Annotated in this window: 15 protein-coding genes, 1 tRNA gene and 1 pseudogene; 9 read left to right on the forward strand and 8 right to left on the reverse strand. The window is 70.3% G+C overall.

Translation table 11 applies throughout. The annotated features are described in order from the left end of the window. Positions 1 to 104 precede the first annotated feature (104 nt). Positions 105 to 1,706 (reverse strand): sigma-70 family RNA polymerase sigma factor, encoded by a 1,602-nt coding sequence (locus tag OG524_RS35505; RefSeq protein ID WP_405812393.1) that lies wholly within the window; start codon positions 1,704 to 1,706, stop codon positions 105 to 107. Between the two features lie 213 nt (positions 1,707 to 1,919). After that, complete coding sequence (locus OG524_RS35510; RefSeq protein WP_405385987.1) at positions 1,920 to 2,114, reverse strand: antitoxin; 195 nt, start codon at positions 2,112 to 2,114, stop codon at positions 1,920 to 1,922. Between the two features lie 121 nt (positions 2,115 to 2,235). Between OG524_RS35510 and OG524_RS35515 the strand changes: the two genes are divergently transcribed. The 3 genes from OG524_RS35515 to OG524_RS35525 are packed head-to-tail and all read left to right on the forward strand — an operon-like array spanning position 2,236 to position 4,602. Next, complete coding sequence (locus OG524_RS35515) at positions 2,236 to 2,367, forward strand: hypothetical protein (protein ID WP_380197689.1); 132 nt, start codon at positions 2,236 to 2,238, stop codon at positions 2,365 to 2,367. 59 nt (positions 2,368 to 2,426) lie between these two features. Beyond that, on the forward strand, positions 2,427 to 3,230 hold the full coding sequence (locus tag OG524_RS35520; protein ID WP_405812394.1) for an SAM-dependent methyltransferase: 804 nt from the start codon (positions 2,427 to 2,429) through the stop codon (positions 3,228 to 3,230). Between the two features lie 55 nt (positions 3,231 to 3,285). Next, entirely contained in the window at positions 3,286 to 4,602 is a 1,317-nt protein-coding gene (locus OG524_RS35525) for an FAD-binding protein (protein WP_405385984.1), read from the forward strand. 19 nt (positions 4,603 to 4,621) lie between these two features. On the opposite strand, the gene OG524_RS35530 is transcribed toward OG524_RS35525, so the two are convergent. From OG524_RS35530 to OG524_RS35540, 3 genes are all read right to left on the reverse strand, one after another. Continuing rightward, a complete protein-coding gene (locus tag OG524_RS35530; protein ID WP_405385983.1) occupies positions 4,622 to 5,617 on the reverse strand; it encodes an MASE1 domain-containing protein in 996 nt (331 codons plus the stop codon). A gap of 57 nt (positions 5,618 to 5,674) precedes the next feature. After that, positions 5,675 to 6,508: a PP2C family protein-serine/threonine phosphatase gene (locus OG524_RS35535; RefSeq protein WP_405385981.1), complete on the reverse strand. Its 834-nt coding sequence runs from the start codon at positions 6,506 to 6,508 to the stop codon at positions 5,675 to 5,677. A 121-nt stretch (positions 6,509 to 6,629) separates the two neighbouring features. Next, entirely contained in the window at positions 6,630 to 7,109 is a 480-nt protein-coding gene (locus OG524_RS35540) for a MarR family winged helix-turn-helix transcriptional regulator (RefSeq protein WP_405385979.1), read from the reverse strand. Positions 7,110 to 7,220: 111 nt separating this feature from the next. Between OG524_RS35540 and OG524_RS35545 the strand changes: the two genes are divergently transcribed. Then, the gene (locus OG524_RS35545; RefSeq protein ID WP_405385976.1) at positions 7,221 to 7,631 is read left to right on the forward strand and encodes an organic hydroperoxide resistance protein; all 411 of its coding nucleotides are present in this window, start codon (positions 7,221 to 7,223) and stop codon (positions 7,629 to 7,631) included. Positions 7,632 to 7,675: 44 nt separating this feature from the next. Here OG524_RS35545 and OG524_RS35550 read toward each other — a convergent pair. Then, positions 7,676 to 7,748 (reverse strand) — tRNA-Trp (locus OG524_RS35550). Between the two features lie 162 nt (positions 7,749 to 7,910). Between OG524_RS35550 and OG524_RS35555 the strand changes: the two genes are divergently transcribed. Together OG524_RS35555 and OG524_RS35560 are read left to right on the forward strand one after the other, a co-directional pair. Next, positions 7,911 to 8,072, forward strand: a complete 162-nt coding sequence (locus tag OG524_RS35555; protein ID WP_384493291.1) for a hypothetical protein — start codon at positions 7,911 to 7,913, stop codon at positions 8,070 to 8,072. Positions 8,073 to 8,294: 222 nt separating this feature from the next. Further along, on the forward strand, positions 8,295 to 8,927 hold the full coding sequence (locus OG524_RS35560) for an SGNH/GDSL hydrolase family protein (RefSeq protein ID WP_405385974.1): 633 nt from the start codon (positions 8,295 to 8,297) through the stop codon (positions 8,925 to 8,927). 161 nt (positions 8,928 to 9,088) lie between these two features. On the opposite strand, the pseudogene OG524_RS35565 reads toward OG524_RS35560, so the two are convergent. Next, positions 9,089 to 9,574 (reverse strand): annotated as a pseudogene (locus OG524_RS35565) (ATP-binding protein); the annotation flags it as partial. 195 nt (positions 9,575 to 9,769) lie between these two features. Between OG524_RS35565 and OG524_RS35570 the strand changes: the two are divergent. After that, positions 9,770 to 10,006, forward strand: coding sequence for a DUF397 domain-containing protein (locus tag OG524_RS35570; protein WP_384501158.1), 237 nt, complete (start codon positions 9,770 to 9,772; stop codon positions 10,004 to 10,006). Between the two features lie 87 nt (positions 10,007 to 10,093). Then, positions 10,094 to 11,002 (forward strand): helix-turn-helix domain-containing protein, encoded by a 909-nt coding sequence (locus OG524_RS35575; RefSeq protein WP_405812395.1) that lies wholly within the window; start codon positions 10,094 to 10,096, stop codon positions 11,000 to 11,002. A gap of 29 nt (positions 11,003 to 11,031) precedes the next feature. On the opposite strand, the gene OG524_RS35580 is transcribed toward OG524_RS35575, so the two are convergent. Continuing rightward, entirely contained in the window at positions 11,032 to 11,847 is an 816-nt protein-coding gene (locus OG524_RS35580) for an SAM-dependent methyltransferase (RefSeq protein WP_405393001.1), read from the reverse strand. A gap of 406 nt (positions 11,848 to 12,253) precedes the next feature. On the opposite strand from OG524_RS35580, the gene hemC reads away from it, so the two are divergent. Next, the gene (gene hemC, locus OG524_RS35585) at positions 12,254 to 13,189 is read left to right on the forward strand and encodes a hydroxymethylbilane synthase (protein ID WP_405385968.1); all 936 of its coding nucleotides are present in this window, start codon (positions 12,254 to 12,256) and stop codon (positions 13,187 to 13,189) included. Positions 13,190 to 13,358 lie beyond the last annotated feature (169 nt).

Raw genomic sequence — 13,358 nt, forward strand, 5'->3', positions numbered from 1 at the left:
GGCGGGCGCCTTCGGCCTGGGCGTGACCCCAGCCTAGATCCCGTACGTGGAGCGAGTGCTACCTGATCGTTTCCGCAGTGTGACGGTGTGCCGGGCCGCCGATGTCACAGCGCGGTGCCGAAGTTCTGCGTCCACACCGGGCCGCCCGAGGAATCCACCCGGCCGACGCCGATCTCCTCGAACGCGCAGTTGAGGATGTTCGCCTTGTGACCGGGACTGTTCATCCACGCCTCCATCACCGCGGCGGCCGTCGGCTGCCCCTTGGCGATGTTCTCGCCGTACGTGCTCCAGCGGTACCCGGCCGAAGTGATGCGCGCGCCGGGATCCGTACCGTCCGGCGAGGTGTGCGAGAAGTAGTCCCGCTCCACCATGTCCGCGGAATGACGTGACGCCGCCGTCGCCAGCTGGTCGTCGGTACTCACCGCTCCGCAGCCCTCCTTCGCACGCTCGGCGTTGACCAGGTTCATGACCTCCTCCGCCACCGAGTCGGAGGTGGGCCGCGCGGGCTCGGGTGCGGGCGCGGCGGACGGCTTCGAGGTCGTCCTACGAGGGCCGGGCACAGCCTTGGGGGTGGGGGAGGCCTTCTTCCCGGCCTCGGTCTTCGACGGCGAAGGCGTCGGGGAGCCCGACGAGGACGAAGGAGAGGGCGACGTCGAAGCGCTCGGAGGTGCCGACGTGGTCTCCGGGGCCGACGGGCCCGTCAGAGGCGCGACCGCCGTTGCGCCGCTGACGGGCCCGTCGGCCCCGTCATCCGTGTAAAGGTGTACCGCCGCGCCACCGCTTCCCAGCGCCGCGACCGCCACCAGTCCGGCCGCCACGGTGGTGCGGCGCCGCCGCCTGACCTCGCTCCGGCGACGCTCGGCACGTCCCGGTCGCCCCGACAGCCGGGTGACCTCGCCGCGTGCGGTGCCCGCCGGGACGAAGTCCGCCGGACCGGCGGCGGACGCCACCAGGGGAACCAGCGCCAGCCCCACCAGCAGGCCCTCGGCCGGGACCAGACCGGACCCGTGTCCCGAGCAGACCGTGCAGTCCCGCGCGTGACGCGCCAGACGCTTGCGCCAGAGAGCGGACGGCACACCGTCCCACTGCGCGATGAGGTCCTCCAGCAGGATGCAGCGCGGGTGGGCCGCCAGCGCACGCACCACCACTCTGGCCGCCGCCAACTGCGCCTTCATCCGCTGCACACGGACCGCGGTGTGCTGCGGGGAGAGTTCGAGCGCCCCGGCGACCTCCGCCCGGGAAAGTTCACCGGCCGTCTCCAGCCACCACAGGGCCAGCAGCGCACGATCGTCCTCGTCAAGCCACCGCGTGGCCTCGGCGGCCTCGCGGCGCTGCCCCGTCAGGGCGAGGCGGACGATCGTCAGCTCGACGAAGTCCGCCGCGGGATCGACGACGTCGTACACGCCCTCCATCGGGTCGGCGGATATCGCTCCCGTCCCGCGCCCGCGCCGGTGCCCGCGTATCTCGTTCATGGTGATGGCCACGAACCAGGAGCGGAAACTTCCCGGGGTGCGCAGGGACGGCAGGCCGCGGAGCATGCGCAGCACGCTCTCCTGCACCACGTCGTCGACATCGGCATGACCGTTCAGAGCACGGCCGACGATGTTGTAGACCAGGGGCAGATACGACGCGACGAGCCGGTCCTGGGCCTGCTGGTCCCCCTTCTGAGCCGCCTTGATCAACGCCGACTCGCGTGCCTCGCCCATACAGTGCTCACTCTTCCGGGATCCTGTTCCGTCACTTCCCACACTCGGGAGACGCTGTGCGGCGGGGACGATAACAGGAATCCGGCCACCTGGTCGGGAACCCCTCCCGGATCCGGGTGCACCGCATGCCGGACCCCGGGGTCGGCACCAGGCCCGCCCACGGGGTCCGGCACGTGCGGAAGCTTCTACCCGACGGCCGCAGCGACTCCCGGGTCAGGGACGAGGAGGACTGTCCGGTCCCCGGTCCTTGCCGAACTGCTGCCGCAGCTTCTCCTGGCCGGTGTCGACGTGCTTGCTGTACTTGCCCCGAGTCCGTTCGTCGATCATGTCACCGGCCCTGTCGATGCCCTTCGAGGCCTGGTCCTCGTGGCCCTTGAGCATCTTCTTGATCTTGTCCAACGCGGACATGGCTCTCCTCCTTCACTCGGCGTCCTTCGCCCGTCAAGGGTCACCGCACATGGCCCGGACCGCATCCGCGCACGGCCGCGCGGCAGGTCCGTAGGGAGCCGGAGGTGTGAAGGAGGCGTGGATGGGCAGATACCGGATGACCAGGGAGGTGGTGGCCGTGGGCCGCATCCAGATCGTCCGCCGTCCGCAGCCCCCCACGGGGCCGCCCCCGCTGGACCTGCGCACACCGTCCGGACGGACCCTTCCGTACTGACCTCCGGCCGGCCCCGCACCGTCGTCCGGCGCGGGGGAGGCGGAGCGGTGAGGTTTGCCATGAGTGATCCTCGACAGTCGCCGGACGACCGGCTGCACACCGACCGGCCGCATTCGGCCCGCGTCTGGAACTACCTCCTCGGAGGCAAGGACAACTACCCGGCCGACGCTGCGGCGGGCGAGATGATCCTGCAGGCGTTTCCCGACATCGCGGGAATCGCACGTGATCAGCGTGCCTTTCTCGCCCGTGCCGTCCGCTTCCTGACCGGCGAGGCGGGGGTCCGGCAGTTCCTCGACATCGGGACGGGCCTGCCCACCGCGAACAACACGCACGAGGTGGCCCAGTGGATGGCCCCCGAGTCCCGGATCGTGTACGTCGACAACGACCCGCTCGTGCTGACCCACGCCCGCGCCCTGCTGACCAGCACACCCGAAGGCGCGTGCGCGTACGTCGACGCGGACGTGCGGGGCACCGGCCGCATCCTCCAGGAGGCCGGCCGTACCATCGATCTCACCCGGCCCGTCGGCCTGACCATGCTGGGCATCATGGGCCAGCTCCCCGACGAGGAGAACCCGTGGGGCCTCGTCCGCGAACTGCTGGCCGCGCTCCCCCCGGGCAGCTACCTGGCCCTCGCCGACGGCACCGACACCAGTGAGACCATGACCAGGGCCATCGAGGCGTACAACGCCAATTCGGCGAGCCCCTATCATCTGCGGAGCCCTGCGCGGATCGCCGACTTCTTCGAGGGGCTGGACGTGGTCGAGCCCGGCGTGGTCAGGATCTCCGACTGGCGCCCCGACCCCGGCCGGAGCGGCGACCTCCCACCGAGCCACGCGGTCAGCGGCGTGGGGCGCAAGCCCTGAGACGAGGCGCACAGCCCCGCCGCGAGCGTGCGCGCGGAGCGTAAGCTCCTGAGGCATGATCGATCATTCGGCGCAGGCCCCGTCCGCACGGCAGACCAACTGGGCGGGAAACATCACGTTCGGCGCCCGAAGGCTCCACACACCCGCCTCGGTGGCCGAGCTCCAGGCCGTCGTGGCCGCCGGAACCGCGGTACGGGCGCTGGGCACCGGCCATTCCTTCAACACCGTGGCCGACACCCACGGTGACCTGATATCGGTCGCCGGTCTGCCCCGCTCCGTCGAGATCGATCCGCAGGCCAGGACGGCGACGGTGAGCGCCGGGCTGCGCTTCGGGGAACTCACGGGCATCCTGCACCGCGACGGACTGGCTCTGCACAACCTGGGCTCACTGCCCCACATCTCGCTCGCCGGTGCCTGCGCCACCGGCACGCACGGGTCGGGCATCGGCAACCGCTCGCTGGCCGGTGCCGTCCGGGCGCTGGAGTTCGTCACCGCGGACGGCACGCAGGCGACGCAGGAGCGCGGTGACGCCGACTTCCCGGGGGCCGTGGTCTCCCTGGGCGCGCTGGGAGTGGTGACCCGTCTGACCCTGGACCTCGTGCCCGCCTTCGAGGTGCAGCAGTGGGTGTACGAAGGGCTGCCCGAGGAACAGCTGCTCGGGCACTTCGACGAGGTGATGTCCGAGGCCTACAGCGTCAGCGTCTTCACCGACTGGCGCGGCGGCCCGATCGACCAGGTGTGGCTCAAGCACCGGGTCGGCGAGGAGGGGCCGCGCACCGCGCCGTCCGAGTGGCTCGGTGCGACACCGGCGGACAGGCAGAGGCATCCCGTTCCCGGGATGCCCGCCGGGCACACCACGGAACAGCAGGGCGTCCCCGGCCCCTGGCACGCCCGGCTTCCGCACTTCCGGCTCGAATTCACCCCGAGCAACGGCGACGAGCTGCAGTCGGAGTACTTCGTCGCCCGGCGTGACGCCGTGGCCGCCTACGAGGCCCTCGACCGGATCCGGGAGCGCATCGCACCGCTGCTGCAGATCGGCGAGATCCGGACGGTGGCCGCCGACGACCTGTGGCTCAGCCCGGCACAGGGTATGGACGCCGTGGCCTTCCACTTCACCTGGGTGCCCGACACCGCCGCCGTCACTCCCGTCCTCGGGGCCATCGAGGAAGCCCTGGCGCCGTTCGGTGCCCGGCCGCACTGGGGCAAGCTGTTCACCACCCCGCCCGCTACGCTGCGGGGCCTGTACCCCCACTACGCAGATTTCGAGCGGCTGGCCGCCCGCCTCGACCCCACCGGCACCTTCCGCAACGCCTTCCTGGAGCAGCACTTTCCCCGTACCGGCGACGGCTCCGACAGTCAGGGGGCCGGCTGAGGCCGAAGGCAGGGGGAAGTCAGGCCGAACCCTGCCCGTTCCGGAGCTCGGCGGCCCGGTCCTTCCTCGCCTGCTGCGGTGCGAGCTCCTCCACCAGGGTGGCGAGCTCCTCGCACGCCAGCTCCGTCTCGTACCGGATGTTGTTGTGCTCGGTGACGATTGCAGCCAACAGGAGCGCGGTGAGTGCCACGCACCCGTTGAGGATGCTGAGGTTGAGCATGACCTCGAGCACGGTGTGGTTGGCGAACGGGCCCACCTGGTCGGTTCCGGCGACGATCGCCATGACGGACATCAGGAGCGCGCAGGGGGCGCTGCCGGCCAGCTGGAAGCGGAGGGCGGCCCAGATGATCACGGGGAACAGGAGGTAGATCATGGACAGCGAACTGCGGGTCGCGACGATCGTGATCCCCACGGCGACGACGGCCAGGCCCGTCGCCTCCATCCACGGGTCGTTCAACCGGGGCACCCGTGCGTTGCGCAGGACGAGCAGCAGGGGAGTGACCATGAGGACTCCCATGGCGTCCCCCGCCCACCAGGCGGACCAGACCGACCAGAAACTCGACCCGGGGAGATCACCGGTCAGCAACAGCACGCCCGCACCGGAGGTCGCGCTGATCAGCATGCCTCCCATGGCCCCCAGGAAGACCAGTACGACACCGTCGCGCAGTCGGTCCAGCTCCTCGCGGAAGCCCACCGCGCGCAGGGCGAGGTAGGAGCAGACCGGGGCCAGTGTGCTTCCCGCCGCCATACCGAGGCCGGAAAGGGCCAGGCCGTGGCTGAGGGAGGTCACCGTGAGCAGGACTCCGAGGGCGATTCCCGGCCAGATTCGGAGCCCGAGACACAGCAGTGCCGCCAGGGCGATGCCCGTGGGCGGCCAGAGCGGGCTGACGACGGACCCCTCCACGCTCACCTGTCTGAGAAGACCGATCCGTCCGGACGCGTAGTAGGCAGCGGCGACGCCCAGCATCTTCAGTACGGCCACGGCCCGGCGTCTGGATGCCTCACTTCGGATCACGCATCTCATCAGACACCGCGCGTGGCGGCAGGCGGCCGTGACACGCGCGGCGGGTCCTCACCTCGGTCCGGTGGGGACGGAGCCGTGCCGCAGGACGAGAACCGCCGCGTCGTCCTCGTGGCCGGTGAGCACCGCGGCCCGGAGTACCGCCTCCGCTAGCTCCGCGGCGGTGTCGCCACAGTGCGCGTCCACCAGACGCCTGATCCGCTCCAGCCCGTCGCCGATCGACAGCGAGGGGCCCTCGATGACTCCGTCGGTGAGGAGCACGAACGCGCCCTCGGCATCCAGCGTGCGCCGGGTGACCGGGTAGTGCTGGTCGGCCTCGATGCCCAGGGGGAGGCCGCCGGCGTCCGATGTGATGCCCGAACGCCCGTCGGCGGTGGCCCAGACGCTCGCGACATGACCGGCGCGGGCACTCTGCAGATCGCGGGTCACCGGATCCAGCCGGAAGAACGTGCAGGTGGCGAAGAGGCTGGAGCCCATCGAGAGGATCAGGTCGTTCGTGCGGCCCATGACCTCACCCGGATCCGCCGCCGTGCTCGCGATGGCCCGCATGGCGATCCGTATCTGTCCCATGAAGGCGGCGGCCTCCACGTCATGGCCCTGGACGTCGCCTATCGCCAGGCCGAGCGAGCCGTCGGAGAGCAGGAACACGTCGTACCAGTCGCCGCCGATGTCCAGCCCGTGGCGGGCGGGGGCGTAGCGCGCCGCGGTCTCCAGCCCCGGGAAGGAGGGCAGCGCGACGGGGAGCATGTTCCGCTGGAGCGCCTGGGCCAGCTCCACCCGCGCCTGGTGCAGCTCCACCTCCTGCCGGGCCCGGGCGGTCAGGTGCTGCAGGGTGCTGAGCAGGTCCTCGGCGCTCGCTGATCGGGGAGTTCGACGCCGGTTCATGGGCCGCTCCGCGGTGCGATAGTTCCTGCATCCTATTTCGAAGCGAACACTCCTGCGAGTGCTGCCGCGCCAGGGCCCCTACGGTCCGGATGCCCGCGTGGACAGGATCTCATCGGCCGGTTCAGCCGGCCCGGCTCAGGGACTCGGTGAGCCGGCCGAGGGTCTCCTGCAGCGCGAGGACCTCCTGGACCGACATTCCCGTAGCTCCGAGGATCGTGCGCGGAACGGGCAGCGCGCGCTCACGCAGCCCGGCCCCGGCCCCGGTGAGGTGGACCGTGACCGACCGCTCGTCCTCGGCGTTCCGCTCACGGCGGACGAGTCCGGCCGTTTCGAGCCGTTTGAGCAGCGGGGAGAGCGTCCCGGAGTCGAGGTGCAGCCGCTCGCCGATCACCTTGACGGGAAGCGGGCCGTGTTCCCACAGGACCATCATCGCGAGGTACTGGGGATAGGTGAGGCCGAGATCCCTGAGCGCGTCCCGGTAGATGCCGCCGAAGGCGCGTGAGGCCGCCTGCAGGGAGAAGCAGACCTGATGGTCCAGCCGGAGCAGCTCGGTGTCCGGCAGATCGGTCAGCTCGGGATCGGGGGTCGGCGGTGACGTCATGGATCCAGGGTAGCCTGCCGCCCGCCATTGGGTTGTGCGCAATTAAGTTATGTGCAATTCTTTTGGAGGTGGCCGGCCCGCGGTCACCGTCGTACGAGAGAAGGTCACTCCATGGACGCGCTGTACACCGCTGCCGCCACCGCGAACGGCCGCGAAGGCCGGGCAGTGAGTTCGGACGGCCGGATCGACCTCGCGCTCGCCCTGCCGCCGGCCCTCGGGGGCAACGGCGAGGGCACCAACCCGGAACAGCTGTTCGCCGCCGGATACGCTGCCTGTTTCGCCAGCGCGATGAGCTCGGTCGCCCGTGAGATGAAGGTCGACACCAAGGACGTCTCCGTGACGGCCGAGGTCTCGATCGGCAAGGACGACACGGGCTTCGGCCTCGCCGTCGTGATGCGCGTCGAGCTGCCGGAGGCGCTGGAGGGGGAGACCGGCCGCAAGCTGGTCGAGGCGACGCACGCCTACTGCCCCTACTCCAAGGCCACGCGCGGCAACATCGAGGTCGAGCTCGTCATCGAATAGCGCACCCGATTCCCCTCACCCGCCGGGTGAGGGGAATCGCCGGGCAGGGGAGACAGGAGTCGAACCTGCGGCATCCGGTTTTGGAGACCGGCGCTCTGGCGTCTGAGCTACACCCCTTCGGTGCCCTCAGCCTGGCAGTCGTGCAGGTCACGGACAACAGGATTTCGGCGGCCGCGGTCCGATCCCGGGTCCGCCCCGCGCCGGTCCACGGGGACCGCGTACACTCGGCTCCCGTTTCCGCTGAGTGGCGGGCATAAACCGATCGATGGGCAGTTCGACGTGAGTTTCGCAGACAGATCCGACGCACCGATCTACGCCGGCCTCGTGGAGGAACAGGGCGATGTCCCGGCAGAGGTGCGCCGGGTGGCCGAGCAGACTCTGCGAGAGGTGGACCGCGCACTCGACTTCAGCTCGGTGCGCGCTCCGGCGTCCTTCCGGTAGTTCTCTTCCGTAGGGCTGCGCCTGGCCCGTCCGATCCCGGCGCAGCCCTACGGAAAGGGAACTCGCACCGTGCGCACCGTCGTGGACCCATGGAGTGCCGGTCTCGGTGGGCGGAACCGGTCTTCTGCCCGCGGGCAAGCCCTTGCTAGGTTGCAGATGCCCCGCCGGGTGAGCGGGGCACGGCCTCGGTACTGTTGCCCTCTTCATCGTTCGGAGCATCGCGTGACCATCAGCCTGCACGGCTCAGCGACCGTCCTGTTCCAAGGGGACAGCATCACCGACGCGGGCCGGTTGTCGGACCCGGGCAACCCTCTGGGCAACGGCTACGCGCGGATGGCGGCCGAGCGCGTCCGTACCGCGCGGGGCGACAACGGCATCACGTTCCTCAACCGGGGGATCAGCGGAAACCGTGCGGCCGACCTGCGCGTCCGGTGGCGCGAGGACGCCGTGGACCTTGCGCCGGACGTGGTGTCCGTCATGATCGGCGTGAACGACACCTGGCGCCGGTACGACTCCGGTGACATCACCTCGCTGCAGTCGTACGAGGACGACTACCGGGCCGTCCTCACGCAGATCAGGGTCGGACGGGACACACAGCTGATCCTGATCGAGCCCTTCCTCGTCCCGGTGACGGACGAGCAGTGGGCGTGGCGCGAGGACCTCGATCCCCGGATCCGCGCGGTCCGTCGGCTGGCGGAGGAGTTCGACGCGGCACTTCTTGCCGCGGACGGCCTGCTCAACCAGGCAGCCCGTACGGCAGGCGGGGCCGAGCGCATCGCGGACGACGGCGTCCACCCGACACCGCTCGGGCACACGCTGCTCGCGGAGGCGTGGACGGCGCTGGTCGGACTGTAGGGCCGCGCTCGGGGGCCTTCTCCGCGCTCGGGGGGCTTCCCCGCGAGCGGATGACGAACCCGCGAGTGGGCGACGAAGCCCGCATCCGGGCGGCGAGCTCGTATCGGGGCGGCGAACCCGCGTCCGGACGACGACTCAGGCGAGGGAATCCTGGCCCAGACCGTCTTGCCGGACGCCGTAGGCAGGGACCAACCCCAGGAACTGCTCAGCGCGTTGATGATGCGAAGCCCTCGGCCGCGCTCCAGGGACTCGTCGGCCTGGCGCAGAACGGGAACATCGGGACTGGGATCGTTCACCGCGCAGACCAGCGTGCTGTCCTGCCGGGCCAGGCCCAGCCAAGCCGTGGCCCGGCCCGCGGGCTGTGCGCTGAGCGGCAGCGCGTGACAGACCGCGTTGCTCACCAGCTCGCCCGCCACCAGCCCGACTTCGTCGGCACAGGACCGCAGGCCCCACCGCTCCAGTGAGTCGCGGACGAACGCCCGCGCCTGCTGAAGGCTCTCGGCGTCGGCGGCCAGGCTGTGCGTCGTGAACCCGGGCGCGCCGACGCCGAGATCCCGCGCCCAGTCCTCGTGCGGGGATCCGCAGTTTTCAGCCAGATGAGGAGGGTGGGCCGCCGCTCCGTGACGGGGTGCGTTCTCCGCGTGCATGAGCGCTGATCACCCTCCGGTGAAGGCCGGTTCGTGGTGCCGTGGGGGCCGGACGGCCACTAGTATCCTCGCCGTCCGCGCTTCCGTGCAATTGCACCCGGAGTTGCACCCCCGGGTGTGCGCAGGAGACATCTGTTCACCCGGTGCGGGCCCTGGCGACCTGCCAGGAACTACTGCCGTAAAGGAATGGACCGCATGCAGCACATCGACAACGGCGTCCCGGCCGGCTCCCTCACCGGCGTGACGTGGACGAAGAGCCATCACAGCAACCCCAGCGGAAACTGCGTCGAGATGGCGCTGCTCCCCGGCGGGGACGTGGCCGTACGCAACTCCAGGCACCCCGACGGACCTGCGCTCGTGTACACCGAGAGTGAGGTGCGCGCCTTCCTCGCGGGAGTCAGGGACGGCGACTTCGACGGAATGGTCGGCTGAAAGCACCGGGCTCCCCGCACCGGTCCGCCCCCCGTCCGGGCTCCTGATGGCACACTGGCGTCCTCACGCCCGCCATCAGGAGCCCGCATGCCCGGCATCGAACCGCTTCAGCCGTTACGGAAGCCGACGCTCGCCCCGGCCGCAGGATCAAGTCCCACGGCCCTGCGCCTGGTCCTGGGCGCGCAGCTCCGGCGGATGCGCGGCGAGGCCGGCATCACGCCCGACGACGCCGCCGCCCGGATCCGCTGCTCCACCGCGAAGATCAGCCGGATGGAGACCGGCCACTCGCCGTGCAAGGAGCGCGACGCCGCCGATCTGCTCAAGCTCTACGGCGTCACCGACCCGGACAGGACGGCCGAGTTCGTCGACCTGGTGCGCAGGGCCGGAGAGCGCGGCTGGTGGCGGAACTACGCGGATGTGCTGCCCGACTGGTTCGAGCCCCTCGTGGGCCTGGAAGAGGCCGCTGCGTCCATCCGGACCTACGAGGGGCACTACATCCCCGGGCTGCTCCAGACGGCCGACTACGCCTACGCGGTCGTACGCTCAGGACACCACCTGGAGCCGGAGGCGACCACCCGGCGACGGGTCGAACTACGGCTCAGAAGGCAGGAGTTGCTGCGCCGCCCGGACGCCCCCAAGCTCTGGGTGCTCCTGGACGAGGCAGTGCTGATGCGGCCGACCGGCGGTGCGCGGGTGATGCGTGAGCAGCTCACCCACCTGCTGGCCATGACCGAACTGCCCCACGTGATCGTCCAGGTCGCGCCCTTCGACGTGACCGCCCACACGTCCCCGGGTAACGGCATCACGTACCTGCGGTTCGCGATGGCGGGGCTTCCCGACGTGGCCTACATCGAGCACCTGACCAATGCCACGTCCGTGAACAAGCAGGAGAGTACGGACGAGTACCGGTGGATCCTGGACTCGCTCAGCGCCCAGTCCCCGAGCCCGGTGGAGAGCAGACACCTGCTGAGACAGGCGCTCGAACGCTACTCCTGACCGGGGCGGGGACCGGTGCGCCGGTCAGATCACCACTTGCGACCGACACCGCCGTACTCGATCCATTCCTGGGTCGCCTGCTTCGGTGCCAGATCCGAGTCGGGCCGCCAGGTCGACACCTCCACCAGGCCTGGCTCCAGCACCTCCAGGCCCTCCAGGAAGACGCCCACGTCCTCCTGGCGGCGCACCCGGCCCCACCGGTTGCCGGTGCTCTTCGCCATGAAGTCCGTGACGAAGTCGCGGGTCGCGGCGTCCTCACTGACCAGCTGACACACCACCAGGAAGCTGCCCGGGGCGAGGCGGTCCGCGACCCTGCGCACCAGGCCCGCGGGATCGTCCTCGTCGGGGATGCAGTGCAATACGGACACGAACAGCGCGGCCACCGGCTCGTCGAAGTCGATCAGCCTGGACACCTCGGGGTGTCCGAGGATGCCTTCGGTGTCACGCATGTCGGCCTGGATGACCGCGGTCCTGTCGTTCTCCTCGAGTATCGCCTTGCCATGAGCGAGGACGATGGGGTCGTTGTCTATGTAGACGACCCGGGCGGCCGGATCTACGAGCTGGGCGACCTCATGGACGTTGTCCTGGGTCGGCAGGCCGGATCCGTGGTCGATGAACTGGCGGATCCCGTACTCGGACGCCAGGTGGTGCACGACCCTCCGCAGGAAACGACGGTTGTTCACCGCAAGGACCTTGGTGCTCGGGACATGCTCCAGCAGCTGCTCGCACGCGACCCGGTCCGCGGGGTAGTTGTCCTTGCCCCCCAGGTAGTAGTCGTACATCCGCGCGACGCTCGGCACGTTCACATCGATGTTCTTCGGAATGGAGGTGTCCCCGTTACTCATCCAGCCCCTCGCCAGTTCCAGGAGAAGTAGTTCGTATCCGTGAGGGGTCATGCTAGGGATCTCGCCGTGGGGCTGACAGCCCTCGGAGGAGTGAGACGGGGGCGTACGGCGGTGAATCGGCCAGACACGGTCGGGTGCCCGGCAATCGCACCTCGAATATTCCTTGGACCAGGCCGGCCGGACCCGGGCCACTCCGGGTGGCAAGGCGTCAAGTCGCCCTGGTGGGAGGACCTTTGTCGAGCCGCCGTCGCGTAACGTCCATGGATCGGGGCCGCGCACAGGGTGTCGTACCAATGCGGCCGGAAATCGACGTCCCCGGGCAGAAGTCAGCCTCCGGATGCCACCGATACGGCCGTTTCCTGCGCCGGACGATCGCGGCTCGAGCCCGGCGGTCTATCGTGGACTCATGTCCGCCCCTGAGCTGATCCGCATCGTTTCCCGCGACTCACCCATGGCCCTCGCCCAGGTGGAACGCGTCCGGGCCGAACTGGCGTCCCTCCACCCCGCCACCGTCACCGAGGTCGTCCCCGTCAGGACGACGGGCGACAAGTGGATGGGCGACCTCGCACAGGTGGACGGGAAAGGGGCCTTCACCAAGGAGGTCGACGCCGCTCTGCTCGCGGGCGAGGCGGACCTCGCCGTGCACTGCGTCAAGGACATCCCCGCCGACCGCCCGCTGCCCGCAGGCACGACCTTCGCCGCCTTCCTCGAACGGGACGACATCCGCGACGCCCTCGTCCACCCGGGCGGACTCACCCTCGACCAGCTCCCGGACGGCACGAGGATCGGCACCTCCTCCGTGCGCCGCGTGGCCCAACTCGCGGCTTCCCACCCGCATCTGGACTGCGTACCCTTCCGGGGCAACGCCAACCGGCGCCTCGCCAAACTCGCAGCCGGCGAGGCCGACGCCCTGCTCCTGGCCGTCTCGGGCCTCCACCGCATCGGGCGCGCCGACGTCATCAGCGACGTCCTGTCGCCGGAGACCATGTGCCCCCCGATCGGCGCGGGGGTCCTCGCCCTGCAGTGCCGCGAGGACGACACCGCGACCATCGACGCCGTCAGTGCCCTCAACCACCCCGACACCTACCGGGAGACGACGGCGGAGCGCATGCTCCTCCACGTCCTCCAGGGGCACTGCAACTCCCCGATCGCCGGCTTCGCCACGACCCACCGCAACGGCGATCTCTCCCTGCGCGCCTGCGTGTTCAGCCCCGACGGCAAGACCGTGCTCAACGCCCACGAGTGGGCGGGCCCGCTCGACCCGGCCACCCTCGGCACCTCGGTGGCCGTGACCCTGCTCCGCCAGGGAGCGCGCGAGCTGATCGACAGCATCGCGCACTGAGGCGCTGCGGAGAACCGGGACCGTGAGTTCCGGGTCCCTCCGCCGTACAACCCTTCCGCCGCACCCGGTGTCGAACAGGGTGCCGGGAAGGGACGGGCTCCTTCCGGCCGTCCCCGGCACCTCCGGTGGCACGCGAACGACCGATCGACGAACAGCCCCGCACGTGCGG

Origin of the sequence: Streptomyces sp. NBC_01520 (assembly GCF_045040375.1) — a bacterium.
In the GTDB taxonomy this organism is placed as follows: Bacteria; Actinomycetota; Actinomycetes; order Streptomycetales; family Streptomycetaceae; genus Streptomyces.